This window comes from Streptomyces avidinii (assembly GCF_045161815.1).
In the GTDB taxonomy this organism is placed as follows: domain Bacteria; phylum Actinomycetota; class Actinomycetes; order Streptomycetales; family Streptomycetaceae; genus Streptomyces; species Streptomyces avidinii.
This window is the reverse complement of sequence record NZ_CP108863.1, coordinates 804,083-820,319: the sequence shown is the minus strand read 5'-3', so window position 1 is coordinate 820,319 and position 16,237 is coordinate 804,083. Positions and strand designations below refer to the sequence as shown.

Below are 16,237 nucleotides of genomic sequence, written 5' to 3'. Positions count from 1 at the left end.
CGCGTGGCGTCCGGCCCGCGGGCGCCGTCAGAGGAGGGTGAGGGAGAGGATGCCGGTGTAGCTGCCGACGGGGGTGTACTTCGGGATGTCGAGGGACACGGTGGCGTCGGCGGTGAACTCCCCGCCCGTCACGTCACCTGCGGCGGCGGAGGCCAGGGTCGCGCCGTCCGTTCCGACGACGCCCGGGCTGCCCGCGGCGCACGTGCTGGGGCTGTCGCTTCCGGTGGAGCAGGCGGGGGTCCACGTGAGCCGGTCGGCCTCGATCTTCCCGCGCGGTCCGGCGAAGTCGGTGACCTTGCCGGTGAGTGACCAGCCGGCCGTGCCGCCGCGGAAGTCCTTCACGGTGATGGTGCCCAGCTGTCCGGCCGAGGTGCCGCCGGTACCGAAGTCGACAGGGGGGAGCCGGACGGGGTCCGCGGTGGTGGCCATGGTCAGGACACCGGCTCCGACCGACGCGGTGAGCTGCCGTTCGGCCGTACCGGGGGCCGGCGGGTCGGTCGGGTCGGCCGGGTCGGCCGGACCGCCTGCGGCGGAGACCTTCCAGGCCTGGCCGGGCGAGCCGTCGCACGCGGACTGGACGATCCCGGCGCCGGCCGTCGTGGATCCGCCCCGGACGGCGAGGCACTTGCTGCTGTGCTTGGCGACGATGCGCACGTACCCGTCGGGGAGGGTCTCGAAGCGCCAGCGCTGGTTGTCCTTCCAGCCACAGTCGTACTGCTTGACCTCAGCGCCGTCGGCGGTCGACTCGTCCGCCACGTCCAGGCACTTGCCGCTGTGCTGGGCGAGGACGCGCACGTAGCCGTTGCTGTTGTCGGTGAACCGCCACTGGCTGTTCAGGGTGCCGGCGGCGCAGGTCTCCTGGGTCACCGGCACCTGGTTGTCTGAGGAGCTGCCGGGCACGGCGGCGCAGGCGCCGCTCCCCTTGTTGGTGATCGTCCGGGGGTCCCCTCCGGAGCCGGATATCCGGCCCGTCGCGGTGTCGATCGAGACCTGGGGGTACCACGGAAGGATCATGGTCGTGGCCGTGGGGAACGCCAGCGGGAGCCACACGTACGTGGAGTCGTTGACGTGCTTCGGGTCGGACCACACGCCCGCCCAGCGGTCTCCCATGTAGAGGAAGGAGGTGGTGTCGCTGCCTTCCACGGGCAGGACGAACGCCGTCTGCGAGTGGTGGCCGTTGTGGCTTCCGACGTCCTTCATGGGCGACCACGGTCCCGCCAGGCTGGTGGCGGTGGCGTACTTCTGCTGGTTGGGGTCCCAGTAGCTGGTCCCGGAGGTGAGCATGAAGTAGACGTCACCGCGCTTGAACAGGGCCGGTGACTCGCGGTGCTGGCCCGGCCAGGGGTTCGCCACCAGGTCCTTCACCTGTGTGTAGTCGTCGCTGAGCTCGTAGATGTGCAGGTCGGCGTTGTAGTTGGCCGAGGAGATCATGTAGGCCTTGCCGGCGGCCTTGTCCTCGTACACGGTGATGTCGCGGGACATGTGCTCGGCGCCGGAGGCGTCCTTCGGCCGGAAGGACCCCTTCCAGGTGTAGGGGCCGTCGATCGTGGAGGACACCGCCACGGCGGCGCGGGCCTCGGCGTAGGAGGCGTCGGCCTCCTTGTGCATCCACATGACGAACTGTTTGGTCTTCTCGTTGTAGAGGACCTTGGGCCGCTCGATCACGGCGGAACGTATCTCCGGGTCGGCCTCCTGCGTCAGGACGTGGCCGCGGGGCTCCCAGTTCTTCAGGTCCTTGGAGCGGTACGCGGAGACGTAGCGGAACTTGTTGTCGTCGCCGCGGTCCTCACCGAACCAGTAGTAGTAGTCGTCGACTTTGAGTACGCCGCCACCGTGCGCCTGCACCCCTTGTCCCGCGGTGTCCGGGAACTGGGTGCCGGGTTCGGTGGTGACGGGCGCCGCCAGCGCCGTCGGCGCCCCACCCAGAACGGGGAGGAGCAGGCTCAGGCCGACGAGGACGGATCTCACTCTTCGCATGCAGATCCTTGATGTCACCGCGCGTACGCAGGTACCCGGCACATGGAGAGTCCCGCTCTCCATGTGCACAGGAACCAACATTTCTGCGCGTGAACCAACAGCTTTTGAGCAGAGGCTGGCCCACGCATCACCTGAATGTCAACAGCTGGTAAACAAATTCGACATTCCGTGCATGATCAACGACCACAGCGTCACCTTCGGGGTAGGGCGCCCCGGGTCAGATCGTGGTCGCCAACGGGACGGAGATCTGCTTCAACCAGGCACCGGCCGCGAAGTCCCGGGCCTTGATGACGACGCGGTCGCGGTGCACCTCGACCTGGAGGCCCTGGTTGAAGACGCCGGGGACCGTGCTCTCGCCCCCTTGGCCGTTGTCGGCGAAGCCGGTCTGCACGGCCCCCGTGTTGATCACCGAGAACCCGTCCAGGTTCGCCGTCCCGGGCACGACGCGCCGCACGTACCAGTCGGACAGCGCCAGGTCCCAGTGCGTGTGTCCGCTGAACAGGAACACGTCGCGGTGGCGCCCCAGCAGCCCGAGGAGCGCGTTCGCCTGGAGGTAGTCGGTGGCGTAGAGCTTGTTCCGTGTGCCCGAGACCGTGTTGGGCAGGGGGTGGTGCGTGATCACCATGACCGGCTTGCGGCGTGCGCTCCAGTACCGCAGGCGCCCCTCCAGCCACCGCAACTGCGCCTCGCTCAGCCATACTTCGTCCCAGAGCTTCGGGTCGTGGTAGTGCATGTACCGCTCGGTGCCGATGGTCAGGACGGGGATGCCGCCGAAGGTGGTCTCGGCGTACACCGTGCCGCGCCCGGCGAACCGGTGGAAGCTGCGGAACAGGGAGTCCTCCGTGGCGCCGTTGGGCCAGGTGGCCAGGGAGAGCGTCTGCGGATCGGCGTACTTGGGTACGTAGAACTCGTGGTTTCCGATGGCCCACGCGACCTCGCGCGGGCGCGGGCCCCGTTCCAGTACCTGCCGTACCGCCGCGTATTCGAAGTCGTAGCCGCGCGGAGTGATGTCGCCGGCGACCGCGAGCCCCGAGCCGTGCGGGGCGGTGGCCCGGATGTCGCGCAGGGCGACGGCGAAGTCCCCCAGGTCGCCCTGGATGTCGCTGATGACGTTGAACGTGGACAGCGGCGCGGTGGGGGCGTGGCCGAGCGGCTGCGCCGCGGCGGGCGACGGGGTCGCGGTGCCGAGGGCGACGGCGCCGGCCGCCGCGGTGATCAGAGACCTGCGTTTCATGGTGGCAGCCCTTCCGGGGGGTGTGGGGCGCGATCGAGCGACCCGTGGGCGAGACGCCACATGTTTACGCAACCAAAGCGGCCGGCACGTGAATGACGGGCAACGCTTCCCCCGACCCGGCACCGCCGGTGATGGGCCGCAGGGTCCGCCACCGGCCGTGCGTGCCGCGCCGTCGGTACTACCCGCCCGCCGGGTCCGTGCGGAAGGTCCAGGACTGGTTGCGTCCCGTGTTGGGCCGGTAGGTGCCGACCGGGGCGCCGTCGGCGGTGGAAGCGCCGGTGACGTCGAGGAGGGTGCCGGTCGCTCTGTTGATCAAGGTGTGGTGCCCGTCTCCGGAGGTGGACAGCATCCACTGCTGCTGCGCGGAGGGTTCCGGAGGAAGCAGCGTGAGCGCGCCGTCGGCGACGGCGAGGGACCGCCCGCTGCCCGCGTTCGTCACCCGGTACGAGGCCGTGCTGCTCCAGTCGCCGGGCGCCGACCTGGTGAAGGTCCACTGCTGCGCGGCGTCGGACCGGTTCGGGGGGCGCTGGACCACGGCGCCGCCGGCCCCGGCCGGGGCGGCCGTGAGGGCCAGACCGCTGTGGTCGTTGACGAGGAGCCGGGGACCGGCGCCGGGGGCCGCCTGCTCGGGATCGACGCCGGACGCGCCCGGTACGACGAGGGTCGTGACCGAGTGGGGGGCGAGGGTCACGGTGACGCGTTTGCCGGTAACGGCGACGTCGGCCTCCCGGTGGACGTTGCGGGTCGCGTCCGTGGTGTAGCGCTGGACCGGCGCGGAGGAGACCTCCCGGAAGCCGGTGAGGTCCAGGGCGATCGTCCGTGCCGAACCCGTGGGGTTGGCGTGCACCACGACCGCACCCTGCCCGCCGGGACGCATGGCGGCCAGGGTGTGGTCGTCGTCCGAGCCGATGACGCGGGAGCCGGGCCTGATGAACCGGCTGTACTGGGCCATCGCCCAGTACTTCTTGTTCTTGCGCAGCGGCTCCGTCCCGGCGTGGGCCGGTGTGAAGTCGGTCTGGATCAGACCCCAGTTGGAGTCCTCGTGGGCCGGGGTCATGTTCTCGTAGTCCTCGACGGCCTGCCACAGCACCCAGGCCCGTGGTTCGAGCTGCGTGAGGTCGTCGGTGATGCGCTCGGCGAGGTCGAGGGCCGGGCTCATGTCGGTGAAGCTCTGCGGGACGGTGCCGCCGAGGTCCACCTCCGACATCCACAGAGTCGTGTGCGCGCCCTTGGCGATGTCCCGTGCCCCGCTGCGCCCGTTCGTCCCGTAGGTGTGGGTGTTGAGCCGTCCGACGGCGGCGCGGACGGTGCTGCCGTAACTGTCCCAGTTGGCACGGAACAGGTCCGGGTCCGTCTCGTCCATCGCCGCGATCGGCGTGCGCATCCCGCTGCGGTCCAGCTCGGCGCGCAGGGCCGTGATCATGCGGGCCTGGGATTCGGGGGCCCAGTGGGAGCCTTCCTGGAGTCCGCCCGCGCGCCAGTAGGCGGTGCCCGGTTCGTTGACGGGCGAGACGGAGGCGAAGGTGACGCCCGTGCTGTTCTGCACGCGCTGCAGGGCTCCGGCCAGGTAGGCGGCGAAGCGCTCGTACTGATCGGAACGGAGGTTGTCGTCCATGGGGTTCACCGCCCCGCTCACACGCCCACTGCGGGTCATGAAGTAAGGCGGTGAGTTCGAGAACGCCTCGAAGGTGTCGGCGCCCCGGGCCCTGGCGGCCCTGAGCCACCAGCGCTGGTTGCCGTCGGCGTACGGGTCCCAGTGATCGGGGTTGTCCGGGTCCCACCCGTCGGGCGCCTGCGGGCCGGGCCGGCTCCAGTGGCCGGGTACGGCTGCACCGGCACGCATGTAGGGCACGGTCTCGGGGCTGTCACCGCCGCCGATGTTGTAGCGGGCGATGGTGAGGCCGAGCCCTTCGGCGCCGTAGAGGGCGTCGGCGAGCCGATTGCGCTGGGCGTCGGGCCAGCCGCCCGTGACGTTGGCGAACCAGGCGAGCGCCGTGCCCCACCCCTCGAACGGCGCCTGCTGGTAACCGGGATCGAGGCGGACGGGCAAGGCTGCCGACTGGGCGGGGGCGGCAGCGGCCGGAGGTAATGCCGCACCGCCGACGAGGAGTGCAGTGGCGGCCGCGAGCGGGGCGGCGAGGGCGGTGAGCCTGTGGCGACGGGTGGCGCGCGGGGGTGTTCTTCTGGTGCCGAGCACAGCTGGTCTCCTGTCGTGAGCAGGTGCGGGTGCGGGTGCAGGTGCAGGGGAAAGGAAGGGAGCGCGCGGACTGCGCCGCGCCGTGGCCGGGCGGACGCGTGAGAGGGCCGCCTCTCAGATGATGTTTACGTAAACATCATCTGGTGGGGGAGAGTGTCGAAGCGGTGGGCAGGCGTGTCAAGAGAACCGGCGAGTAGCGTGGGGCGCGCCCCCTCGGTGCGCAGCGCTAACATCCGTACGGAGTGCACCCACGCAGTCAGCCTGGAGCAGGGGTTCGGAGGTCCGGTTCACATGCCGCGCGAGGTCGGAGCAAGATCACCGAGGTCCCGTCCGCTGCGCCAGTCACCCTCCATGGCCGATGTCGCCGCGATGGCGGGGGTCTCGTCGCAGACGGTCTCCCGCGTGGCCAACAACCGGGAGAACGTCGACGCGTCCACCCGCGAGCGGGTGCTGGCCGCGATGAAGATGCTCGGGTACCGGCCCAACACGGCCGCCCGGGCGCTGGTCACCGGGCGGTTCGGCACGCTGGGCGTCATCAGCTTCGACATCAGTGCCTACGGCAACGCCAGGACCTTCGCCGCCATCTCCGACGCCGCCCGCGAAGCCGACCTGTTCGTGAACTTCATGGGGGCCCGGGCACAGACCGGAGCCGCCGTGCGCCAGGCGTTCCAGCAGCTGATGGTGCAGTCGGTGGACGGCATCATCCTCATCGAGTCGCAGATCCTGGACACCCCCGAACTGCGGCTGCCGTCCGCCGTCCCCGTGGTCTTCGCCGACGGGGACACCGGCCACCGCTACGCCAACGTCGACATCGACCAGGCCGAGGGCACCCGCAGCGTGGTGGCCCACCTGCTGGGGCTCGGCCACCGTACGGTCTGGCACGTCGCGGGGCCCCGGGACTCCTACGCGGCGCGCCGCCGGGCCGAGGCGTGGCACCGCTCGCTCAAGGACGCGGGAACCGTCGTACCACCGCTGCTCTACGGTGACTGGTCCGCGGCCTCGGGGTACCGCGCGGGGCGTGAGCTGGCCGCCCGCCCGGAAGTGACCGCGATCTTCGCCGCCAACGACCAGATGGCCCTCGGCGTCATGCGCGCCCTGCAGGAGGCGGGCCGGCGCGTGCCGCAGGACGTGAGCGTGACCGGATTCGACGACGTGCCCGAGGCCGCGTTCTTCCCCGCCCCCCTCACCACCGTCCGGCAGGACTTCGACGCCGTGGGCCGCCACTGCGTCACCCTGCTCCTCGACCAGATCGGCGGCGGGACGGGAAGCCCGCGCCAGGCGTCGGTGGCGCCCGTCCTGGTCGTGCGCGAGAGTACGGCGGCCCCGGCCGGCTGAGCGGCCGGGCGCCGGGGCCGCTCCGCTCTCAGGACGTCCGGGCCTTCGCCTCCCTGGCGGCACGGCGCCCCGCCGCCACGGTCCCGAAGGTCTCGCGGTCGTCCAGGAAGCCCTCCAGCGCGAAGGTGGCGGCTCCGAGGCTCACCGGGTTGTCCGGCACGGTGCTCCGCTGGAAGGTGAGCGCCTGGAGCGTCGCCGGTAGCGCGTGCGCCGCGATGACGTCGCGGGTCTGCCGCAGCAGCGGCTCGCCGAGCCGGTCCGCCACCCAGCCGCCCAGCACCAGGGCCTGCGGATTGAACAGGTTGAGGAGATCGGCCGCGGCTTCTCCCAGGTAGCGGGCGGTGCGCGCCACGGTTTCGGTGGCCACGGCGTCACCCTGCGCCGCGGCGCGGGCGACCTTGGTGGTGACGGCGTCCTCGTCGGGGTCCAGGAGGGGACTTTCCGCGTCCAGTTCCCGAACGGTGCGGGCGATACCGCGGGTGCTGACGTAGGCCTCGACGCAGCCCTGCCTGCCGCACCTGCACTCCCGGCCGCCGCGGACCAGGCAGGTGTGACCCCACTCCCCGGCGCTGTTGGTCGCGCCCCGGTAGAGCGCTCCGTCGACCGCGATGCCCGCGCCGACGCCGGCCCGGAGGGTGAGTACGACGAGGTCGTCGACCTCGCGTCCGGCGCCGAACCACATCTCTGCGACCGTGCTCGCCTTGAGCGGGTTGTCCAGGTACAGGGGCATCGGCAGGCGCTCGGAGAGGAGTGAGCGCAGGGGCACGTCGCGCCAGGACCAGTAGGGCGAGAACACGGACACGCCGCCCTCGCGTTCCACCAGGCCGGGAACGCTGACCCCCGCGCCGAGGATGCGCGGGGCGGCGCCCGTGACGTCCGAGAGGCCTTCGACCCCCGCCACGATGGCGTCGACCACGTCGTCCGGCCGGACGTCGGCCTGCGGCAGCGGCAGCCGCACGCTGCGCAGCACCGTCAGTGCCAGGTCGAACAGCTCGACCTGCACGGACGTCTCCGCCACGTCGATCCCGACCAGCGCCCCGCGCTCCGCGTTGACCGCGAGGCGGGCCCGCGGGCGGCCGCCCTTGGAGTCCTCGTGGCCGGCCTCGCGGAGGACTCCCGCCTCCAGCAGTTCGGCGACGAGGTTGGCCACGGTCGCGAAGGACAGGCCGGTCGCCGCGGCGACCTCCTGCCGGCTCACCGGGCCGGGGGCGGCGAAAACGCACCGCAGCGCGTCGAACCGGTTGCGGCGGCGGATGTCCTGGGCGGTGCGTTTCGCCATGGGGTGCGTCCTTCCGTGTCGTGGCAGAGGCTGCGTCCTGTTCGGGCCGAGCTTATTCCATGCGTTGGACGATGTGTATTTACATGGGTTAGAAGAACTCCTAGAGTTTGGCCCCACGAGAGAGGAAACGACACCATGCACCTGACCGCACTGCCGTGCGCGCCCGTTCCGGGACGACTCACCGAGGGACCCGTCTGGCACGCCGCACGCGGTGACCTGCTGTGGGTGGACATCACGGCGGGCCTCGTCCACCGTGCCCCTCTGGTGGCTCGCGACGACGACAGCGGTCTGCCGGACCTCGGGCCCAGGACGACCCTCAGCCTCGACCGGCCCGTCGGAGCGGTCGCGCCCTGCGCCTCCGGCGGGCTCCTCGCAGCCGCCGGAACGTCCTTCCTGCGGGTCGACGATGCCGGGGCGGCCACGGAGTTCGCCGCCCCCGCCGTCCCCGACGACGGCACGCCGCGACGGTTCAACGACGCCAAGTGCGACCCGAGCGGCCGACTGCTCGCCGGCACCATGGCGTACGACACGACCCCGGGCGCGGGCACCCTCTACCGCCTCGACCCCGACGGCACCGTGACGACCGTATTGAGCCCGGTCACCATCTCCAACGGCCTCGGCTGGAGCCCCGACGGCCGGCTGCTCTACTACGCGGACAGCCCGACGCACCGTGTCGACGTCTTCGACCACGACCCCGTTACCGGAGCCCTCTCGGGCCGCCGCCCGTTCGCCGACACCGGTCCCGCCGGCATGCCGGACGGCCTGGCCGTCGACACCGAGGGCCGGGTCTGGGTGGCGGTGTGGGGAGCCGGGCAGGTCAGGGGCTACACCCCCGACGGCGCACTCCACACCGTCGTGACGGTCCCCGCCTCACAGGTGTCCAGCTGTGCCTTCGCCGGCCCGGCCCTGGACCTCCTGATCATCACCACCGCGGCCGACGGGCTCACGGCCGCGCAACTCGCGGCCGAGCCGCACGCCGGCCGGATCTTCATCTGCCGGCCCGGCGCCACCGGCCTGCCGGTCACGCCCTTCGCCGACGACCCGGCGCAGTTCCCCGGGTCCTCCACCACCTCATACGACCCCCGAGGTTCCGCATGACGACCGACCCCCTGGTTCCCGCACTCGCCGTCGCACCCGTGATAGCGATCCTGCGCTCCCAGTCGCCCCGCCACTTCGCCGCCACGGCCGACGCCCTTTACGCATCGGGCATCCGGGCCATGGAGTTCACCCTCACCACACCGGGCGTCCTGCACGCGTTGCGCGAGTACGCCGAGTCCAAGCCGGCCGGTACCGCCCTGGGCGCGGGCACCGTCATGACCCCGTCCGACGCGATGCGCGCCGTGGAAGCCGGCGCCACCTACCTCATCACGCCGGCCACCTGCCTGGACGTCATCAGAGAGGCCCGCCGCCTCGGAGTCCCGGTGCTCCCCGGCGCCCTGACGCCGAGCGAGATCGTGGCGGCGTGGCGGGAGGGCGCCACGATGGTCAAGCTCTTCCCCGCCTCGGTCGGCGGACCGGAGTACCTGCGGGCCGTCCGGGCACCCCTGCCGCACGTCCCTCTCGTCCCCACCGGAGGGATCGACCTCGACCAGGCCCCCGCCTATTTCGCCGCCGGCGCGAGCGCGCTGGGCATGGGCGGCCCGCTGATCGGGGACGCCTGCGAAGGTGGTGACCTGGACGCGCTCCGGGAGCGCGCCGCCATCCTGCTGGACGGCATCCGCTCATGACCGCGCTCGTCACCCTCGGGGAAGCCATGGCCGTCCTGGCCGCCGACCGGGCCGGTCCGCTCGCCTCCGGCAGCGCCCTCCGCCTGGGGTTCGCGGGGGCCGAGGCCACGGTCGCCATCGGCGTCGGCCGCCTCGGCCACACGGCGTCCTGGACCGGGCGGGTCGGGGCCGACAGCGCCGGCACGATGATCCTCGACGGATTGCGCGGTGAGGCCGTCGACGTCAGCCGCGCACGCGTCGACGACGCCGCACCGACCGGACTCATGCTGCGCGAGCGCCGCACACCCGACCACACCCGTGTCACCTACTACCGGCGCGGACTCGCCGGCGCCCGCCTGGCCCCCGAGGACATCGACCCGGAACTCGTCGCCCGGGCCCGCGTCCTGCACGTCACCGGTATCACCCCCGCCCTCGGCGACGGGCCGCGGGCCGCCGTACGACGGGCCGTCGAGCTCGCCCGCGCCGCCGGCGTCACCGTCAGCCTGGACCTCAACTACCGGGCCCGGCTGTGGACCCGGGACGAGGCCGCGGCCGAACTGACCCACCTCGTCAGCCGCGCGGACATCGTGTTCGCCGGTCCCGACGAGGCCTCGCTGCTCGTTCCCGAGTCCGACCCCGCCACCATGGCGCGCACCCTGCTCGACCTGGGCCCGCGCGAAGCGGTCCTGAAACTCGGCGCCCGAGGGGCCGTTGCGGTCACGCGCGGCGGCGAGGCCGTCCAGGACATCGTGCCGGTCACCCCGGTGGATCCGATCGGCGCGGGCGACGCCTTCGTCGCCGGATACCTCGCCGGACTCCTCGACGGCAGCGACCTCCCTGGCCGGCTCCTGCTCGCCGCGACGTGCGGGGCCTTCGCGGTGGCGGCGCCCGGCGACTGGGAGGGCCTGCCGCGGCGCGCCGAACTGGACCTGCTCCACGGAGCGGACGTCACTCGCTGACCGGTACGTCCCGGCCGCCCCCATCACCACTCGACGCCACCCCCACCCACTCCACCCACTCCACCCACGAAAGACCAGCCATGAACCGATTCACAGGGCGAACCGCCGTCGTCACCGGCGCCTCGTCCGGCATCGGCGCCGCCAGCGCCGTACGTCTGGCCGCCGAAGGGGCCGCCGTCGTCCTCGCCGACATAGACGAGGCAGCGGGCACCGCACTCGCGCGGAAGATCCGCGACGACGGCGGACTCGCGGAGTTCGTGCCGTGCGACGTGTCTTCCGAAGCGCAGTGGCGCAGCCTGAAGGTCCGCACGCACATGCTGTTCGGCCCGGTGGCCATCGTGCACAGCAACGCCTTCACCCACACGCCCGCGCCCGCCCACGAACTGCCCGGCAGCGACTGGGACCGTGACATGGCCGTCAACCTCAAGGCGCCCTACCTGGCCGTACGGACCTTCCTCGACGACCTGCGCGCCGCCCGCGGCTCCTTCGTCGCCACGTCCAGCGTGCACGCGCTGTGCAGCCTGCCGGGCTATCCGGCCTACGCCGCGGCGAAGGGAGGCATGTGCGCGCTCGTCCGCCAGCTCGCGGTCGAGTACGGGCCGGAGGTGCGGTTCAACTCCGTACTGCCCGGTCCCATCCTCACCGAGAACTGGCAGGACGTGGACGAGGAGGGCCGCCAGCTCTCCGCCCGTGCCACAGCTCTGGGACGGCTGGGCCACCCCGACGAAGTGGCTGCCGCCGTCGCCTTCCTCGCGTCCGACGACGCCTCGTACATCACCGGCACGAACCTGACCGTGGACGGCGGCTGGGCCGTGAAGAAGGAGTCCAAGTGAAGATCACCTCCCTGCGGACCTACCTGGTCGCCCCCCGCTGGTGCTTTCTGCGCGTGGACACCGACGAGGGCATCACGGGCTGGGGCGAGCCGGTCGTCGAGGGCCGTGCGCACACCGTCGCGGCCGCCGTCGAGGAACTGTCCGACTACCTCGTGGGCCAGGACCCGATGCGTATCGAGGACCACTGGCAGGTCCTGACCAAGGGCGGCTTCTACCGCGGCGGCCCCGTCCTGTCCAGCGCGGTCGCCGGCATCGATCAGGCACTGTGGGACATCGCGGGCAAGGCGCTGGGCGTGCCGGTGTGGCAGCTGCTCGGCGGCAACGTCCGCGACCGGGCACGGGTGTACAGCTGGATCGGCGGCGACCGGCCGACCGACGTCGCGCAGCAGGCCGCCGCCCGCAAGGCCGAGGGCTTCACGGCCATCAAGATGAACGCCTCGCCCCAGCTGGAACTGATCGATACGCCGCGGGCCGTCCGCGACATCGTCGAACGGGTGGAGAGCGTCCGCGCGGAGGTCGGCGACGGTTTCGACATCGCCGTGGACTTCCACGGCCGCCTCACGCTCCCCATGACGCGGCGGGTGCTTCCCCTCCTGGAGCCGTACCTGCCGTTCTTCGTCGAGGAACCGGTGGTTCCCGAGATGAGCGCCCACATCGGCGAGGTCGTGCGCTCCACCAGCATCCCCATCGCCACCGGAGAACGGCTCTACTCCCGGTGGGACTTCAAGCCGGTGCTCCAGCAGGGGATCGCCGTGGCCCAGCCCGACCTCTCGCACGCCGGTGGGATCTCGGAGGTGCGGCGCATCGCGGCGATGGCGGAGGCCCACGACGTTTCCCTGGCGCCGCACTGCCCGCTCGGCCCGATCGCGCTGGCCGCCTGCCTCCAGGTTGGCTTCGCGACACCCAACCTGCTGATCCAGGAGCAGAGCCTCGGGATCCACTACAACGCCGGGTCGGACCTGCTGGACTACCTCACCGACCGGTCCGTCTTCCGCTACGAGGATGGCCACGTCGCCCTGCTCACCGCACCGGGGCTGGGCATCGACGTCGACGAGAAGGCCGTCGAACGCGCCGCCGAGACGGGCCATCGCTGGCGCAACCCGGTGTGGCGACGGGGCGACGGCTCCCTCGCCGAATGGTGACGCGTTGCGCCCCCGCGCGGTACGGGCACGGCAGCGGGCCCGGCGTCAGGAGGTCAAGGACTCCAGCCGCCGCCGAGTGGCCGGGCCGTAGACCCCCTGCGGGTCGCCACGGACGCCGTACTCCGCCTGGAAATACCGCACCGCGTTGTCGAGGTGCCGGTCGAAACGGCCCCGCTGGGGCAGGGCCCACAACCCCAGCTGCCCGAGGCGCCGCTGCAGATCGACGACCTGGGGGCCCGTGTCGTGCCGGCGCAGCGTCGGCTTGTCCACGGGCGCCGTCGGCGGCGCGGGGGAGGGCGGCACGGTGCTCGGACTGCCGGATTGCTGTCCGGCGGCCGGTGCTGCGTAAGCACCGGCGGATGTGCCCATGGCGGGCGCGGACGGTGTACGCGCCGGGCTGTTCCCGGTCGTCGGCGGGGTGCGCCGGGGAGGGCTCGGGAGCGGTCCGGGGGACCGGGACGCCTCGGGCGACGTGCCCGGTTCGTCCTCCCCGTCGAGTACGTCGAGCCGGCTCGCGGGGGCCTGCGCCGTCGCCTCCCCGCTGTCCTGGCTCCGGGCGAAGGCGTACGTACCCGCGATGGCCGCGGAGCCGATCAGGGTGGCCAGGGCCGCGGTGACGCGCAGCGGCCGACGCTGCTTCGCGGGCCGGTGCGCCCGGTGACCCGCCGGCCTGCTCATGACAATGGGCTGGCCGACGTCACCGCCGGGCGGTGGGCCGCTCTCGTACGCGGCCTGCGCCGCGACCCACGACACCGTGGCGGTGTCCATGGTGCTCGGTGCGCCCCCCGGCGCGGGCTCGTGCGGGGCGATGTACGGCCTGACCCAGTCGCGGTCGAACTGTGCCGGGGCAGCGGTCCGGCCTGCGCTCGCGTCGTGGTGCGCGATGCCGCAGGCGCAGCGCAAGAGGTCACCGCATCGGGGGCAGAAAGGGGTGCTCACCAAACTCCAGTCGGCTGTTCCGGTTAATGCAGAATGGGCCCTCGGCGTGCCACGTCGTACCGCTCTTGAATTGCCGGGCCCGTATGTCGAGGGTGTCCTGATGGTCGTCCGCTGCGGGACAACCGTGGGGTGAAGGAGGGAGTGAACGGTGAATCTACTGCGTGCGGAGCTCTTGAATCCAGTCCAGTCGGGGCCCAGTTGATAACGATCGGCTAAACGTCCGACCCGGTGCTGCCCAGGGCCCTCTCCCTGGAAGTGCACGCCGTGCCGATGTCTTGAACTGTTCGAACTTCTGTCAATAGGGCGGGTCGGCACCTCCTATGTCCGCCTTGGGTGATCGGCGGGTACCGGGGCCGATCGTGCAAGATCTTCGGTGTTGACTTCCTTGCGCGTGTGTCTGATTCTGTTCGGTGCAAGGGTGTTGCGGCTGCCCTTGTCGAGGCGCGCCGACCGGAGGGCTCTCCCCGGTGGCGACCGTGCGCTATCCGCCGACGGTGGGCGAAATCGAGACCGGACCTCTCCGTGCAGGGAGAATTCCGGTGGCTCGCCCTGCCCGGATTAAAACACGTCCGCATTTTCGAGGACGTTTCTGGAATTCTCGCTGGAAAGAACTATCGACGGGCATGTCGTGTCCTGAACAATAGGGCGACTTTCCCTCCCACCCAGGATGTCCCACGTGTCGACGAACCATCCCTCTGCTGTGGGTCGAATGACCGACCAACAACTGTGTGACACCATCCGCACCGCGGACCCGGCCGCCCCGTCGGCCGAGACCGAGTTGCGCGGACGCCATGGCCCGAGGGTCTCCGCCTTCGCGCGAACGGTCTGCGGCGACCTGCTGGCGGCCCGGCGCGCCGCGGACCGCGCGACGGAGCAGTTCCTCGACCGGCTGGCCGCCACGACCGACGCCCTGGACCAGCCCCCTCGCCTGGCGTTGCTGGCGCTGGTGTCCGCGTCCGCATCCCCCGCACCGCCCGGGCCCTCCGGGGCGGGATCCGTTCCGCTGGACCCGGGGCTCCAGTCGTTCGTCCGCAAGGGATTCGTCACCCTGTCGCCGCGCACGCAGTCCGTCCTGTGGCACTCCGTGGTCGAAAGGGAGCCGGACGAGGATGTCGCGACGATCACCGGCGATCGGCCCGAGGTCGTACCGGACCTGGCTCACCGGGCATTGGTCGCGTGCCGTGACGCCTTCCTGCGCGTCCACCTTCAGGCGCGACCGACCCCGCACTGTCCCGCGTACGCACGCATGCTGGACGCCGCCGCGGGGCGCGCCGACGTGCGGGAGAACCCCGACCTGACGCGCCATGTCGACGGATGCCCCGGGTGCGCGGCCGCTCTGCGTGGCCTGGTCGCCCTCTGCGACACCCCTGGCCCGTTGCTGGCCGGCTCCCTGCTGGGTCCTGCCGGCCCGCTCTACCTCTCCGCGGCGACCCGTACGGACCAGGACTCGGACACCGAGGACACGCTGTCCCTCCCGGTCATGACCGCGACGGGGGTCACGGGCGGGTCGGAGCCGACCGCTGGCGACCGGAAACCGTCCTTCTTCGTACGGAGGCCGGCCGGGCGGATTTCCCTGGCTGTCGCGGCGGCCCTGATCACGACGACGGCGCTGGCCGTCGTCGTCCCGACGGCCTGGGGGCCCGAAGCGCCCGCCACGGCTCAGGGGCAGCCACCGCGAGTGCACGTCGAGGCCGGCGCGGGGGCGCCGGCCCCGTCGGCGAGCAGGTCGCGGCCCTCCGCATCCGCCTCACCCACTCGTTCCCCCAGCGCGTCGCCGTCCGCGACGGGCCCGTCGCCCAGTGACGGGCCCACGCCCAGCCCCACACCGGGCACGGAGGCTGCGACGGCCGATCCTGTTCAACCCTTCAGGGCCTCGTCGTTCGTTCCGGCCGTCAATTCCGCCACCGGTCTGTGCCTGGACGTCCGCGGCGGCACCTTTGCCAACGGTGTCGACGTGATCACCGCACGCTGCCGTGCCGGAGCGCCGGTCCAGCAGTGGCGCCTGGACGAAAGGGGACTCCTTCGCAATGCCGCCAATCCGAGCTACTGCATGGACGCACGTGGTTCCGCGGGGGACGGCGTGGGCATCTGGTCGTGCTCGGCAATCGGCGGGGCCGAGGGGAACAACCTGGTGTTCTCCACCGATGCGACAGGACGCATCAAGCCTCGGATCGCACCCGGCTACGCCGTGACGTCCGGGAGTGGTGAGCCCGGAGCACCCGTCACCTTCGGCCGCACGGGCCCGGCGGCCGAGCAGCGCTGGAACGAGCCCACCGGGCAATCACCCTCGAGCCATTAGTCAAACAGATTCAGACATGTTCCGATAGGAATCAACAGAGCGGGGCCCGTCCTGGTCCAGGCCTGCGGCGGGCTGCGCCGGGCGGCCTCCCGCCCTGCACCTTTGATGGTCTCGCCCGGCGGGCCGCTGTTGAGGAGGCCCCGCTGCGCTGTGGCATCCCTGGAGGTCACAGGGGTGCATCAATCCGAAACCCTCGGTTCACACTGTTGACTTATGGCGGAAACGGCGCTTTTCTCTGTTGCATCAAGTTTGAAAACGGCCGACTGTGGCGGATTCCCCAGTGAGGGCTCCCCCGCCGGGGACTCGTCGGCCGAGGCCGGACTCCTCTCCCTGCGAG

The 16,237-nt window shown here is 71.7% G+C and carries 12 protein-coding genes; 7 read left to right on the top strand and 5 right to left on the bottom strand.

Features of this window, described 5'->3' with window-relative positions:
• Window positions 1-27: 27 nt before the first annotated feature.
• The 3 genes from OG373_RS03800 to OG373_RS03790 all read right to left on the bottom strand — a co-directional run bounded on the left by OG373_RS03800 (window position 28) and on the right by OG373_RS03790 (window position 5,261).
• Window positions 28-1,977, bottom strand: coding sequence for an RICIN domain-containing protein (locus OG373_RS03800; protein ID WP_405435838.1), 1,950 nt, complete (start codon window positions 1,975-1,977; stop codon window positions 28-30).
• 217 nt (window positions 1,978-2,194) lie between these two features.
• Complete coding sequence (locus OG373_RS03795) at window positions 2,195-3,211, bottom strand: DUF4073 domain-containing protein (protein WP_328787005.1); 1,017 nt, start codon at window positions 3,209-3,211, stop codon at window positions 2,195-2,197.
• Between the two features lie 178 nt (window positions 3,212-3,389).
• Window positions 3,390-5,261, bottom strand: coding sequence for a glycoside hydrolase (locus OG373_RS03790; RefSeq protein ID WP_405435837.1), 1,872 nt, complete (start codon window positions 5,259-5,261; stop codon window positions 3,390-3,392).
• A gap of 498 nt (window positions 5,262-5,759) precedes the next feature.
• Between OG373_RS03790 and OG373_RS03785 the strand changes: the two genes are divergently transcribed.
• Window positions 5,760-6,743: a LacI family DNA-binding transcriptional regulator gene (locus OG373_RS03785; RefSeq protein ID WP_405435835.1), complete on the top strand. Its 984-nt coding sequence runs from the start codon at window positions 5,760-5,762 to the stop codon at window positions 6,741-6,743.
• Window positions 6,744-6,771: 28 nt separating this feature from the next.
• Here the strand turns inward: OG373_RS03785 and OG373_RS03780 are convergent, their stop codons facing one another.
• On the bottom strand, window positions 6,772-8,022 hold the full coding sequence (locus OG373_RS03780; RefSeq protein WP_405435833.1) for an ROK family protein: 1,251 nt from the start codon (window positions 8,020-8,022) through the stop codon (window positions 6,772-6,774).
• Between the two features lie 135 nt (window positions 8,023-8,157).
• Between OG373_RS03780 and OG373_RS03775 the strand changes: the two genes are divergently transcribed.
• The 5 genes from OG373_RS03775 to dgoD all read left to right on the top strand — a co-directional run bounded on the left by OG373_RS03775 (window position 8,158) and on the right by dgoD (window position 12,662).
• Window positions 8,158-9,120: an SMP-30/gluconolactonase/LRE family protein gene (locus OG373_RS03775; RefSeq protein ID WP_405435832.1), complete on the top strand. Its 963-nt coding sequence runs from the start codon at window positions 8,158-8,160 to the stop codon at window positions 9,118-9,120.
• On the top strand, window positions 9,117-9,749 hold the full coding sequence (locus OG373_RS03770; RefSeq protein WP_405435830.1) for a bifunctional 4-hydroxy-2-oxoglutarate aldolase/2-dehydro-3-deoxy-phosphogluconate aldolase: 633 nt from the start codon (window positions 9,117-9,119) through the stop codon (window positions 9,747-9,749). Before OG373_RS03775 ends, OG373_RS03770 begins: the two co-directional genes overlap by 4 nt.
• Entirely contained in the window at window positions 9,746-10,687 is a 942-nt protein-coding gene (locus OG373_RS03765) for a sugar kinase (protein WP_405435828.1), read from the top strand. The genes OG373_RS03770 and OG373_RS03765 overlap by 4 nt, the downstream gene beginning before the upstream one ends.
• Window positions 10,688-10,767: 80 nt before the next feature.
• Window positions 10,768-11,520 (top strand): SDR family NAD(P)-dependent oxidoreductase, encoded by a 753-nt coding sequence (locus OG373_RS03760; RefSeq protein ID WP_405435826.1) that lies wholly within the window; start codon window positions 10,768-10,770, stop codon window positions 11,518-11,520.
• Complete coding sequence (gene dgoD / locus OG373_RS03755; RefSeq protein ID WP_405435825.1) at window positions 11,517-12,662, top strand: galactonate dehydratase; 1,146 nt, start codon at window positions 11,517-11,519, stop codon at window positions 12,660-12,662. The genes OG373_RS03760 and dgoD overlap by 4 nt, the downstream gene beginning before the upstream one ends.
• A gap of 45 nt (window positions 12,663-12,707) precedes the next feature.
• Here the strand turns inward: dgoD and OG373_RS03750 are convergent, their stop codons facing one another.
• On the bottom strand, window positions 12,708-13,601 hold the full coding sequence (locus OG373_RS03750; protein ID WP_405435824.1) for a peptidoglycan-binding protein: 894 nt from the start codon (window positions 13,599-13,601) through the stop codon (window positions 12,708-12,710).
• A 709-nt stretch (window positions 13,602-14,310) separates the two neighbouring features.
• On the opposite strand from OG373_RS03750, the gene OG373_RS03745 reads away from it, so the two are divergent.
• Entirely contained in the window at window positions 14,311-15,900 is a 1,590-nt protein-coding gene (locus tag OG373_RS03745) for a ricin-type beta-trefoil lectin domain protein (protein WP_328786996.1), read from the top strand.
• Window positions 15,901-16,237 lie beyond the last annotated feature (337 nt).

What these genes read in the sequence shown, in the direction of transcription:
- OG373_RS03780 (WP_405435833.1), bottom strand. Translation starts at nt 8,022, where the DNA reads ATGGCGAAACGCACCGCCCAGGACATCCGCCGCCGCAACCGGTTCGAC.
- OG373_RS03760 (WP_405435826.1), top strand. Translation starts at nt 10,768, where the DNA reads ATGAACCGATTCACAGGGCGAACCGCCGTCGTCACCGGCGCCTCGTCC.
- OG373_RS03785 (WP_405435835.1), top strand. Translation starts at nt 5,760, where the DNA reads ATGGCCGATGTCGCCGCGATGGCGGGGGTCTCGTCGCAGACGGTCTCC.
- OG373_RS03775 (WP_405435832.1), top strand. Translation starts at nt 8,158, where the DNA reads ATGCACCTGACCGCACTGCCGTGCGCGCCCGTTCCGGGACGACTCACC.
- OG373_RS03795 (WP_328787005.1), bottom strand. Translation starts at nt 3,211, where the DNA reads ATGAAACGCAGGTCTCTGATCACCGCGGCGGCCGGCGCCGTCGCCCTC.
- OG373_RS03765 (WP_405435828.1), top strand. Translation starts at nt 9,746, where the DNA reads ATGACCGCGCTCGTCACCCTCGGGGAAGCCATGGCCGTCCTGGCCGCC.
- OG373_RS03745 (WP_328786996.1), top strand. Translation starts at nt 14,311, where the DNA reads ATGACCGACCAACAACTGTGTGACACCATCCGCACCGCGGACCCGGCC.
- OG373_RS03770 (WP_405435830.1), top strand. Translation starts at nt 9,117, where the DNA reads ATGACGACCGACCCCCTGGTTCCCGCACTCGCCGTCGCACCCGTGATA.
- OG373_RS03800 (WP_405435838.1), bottom strand. Translation starts at nt 1,977, where the DNA reads ATGCGAAGAGTGAGATCCGTCCTCGTCGGCCTGAGCCTGCTCCTCCCC.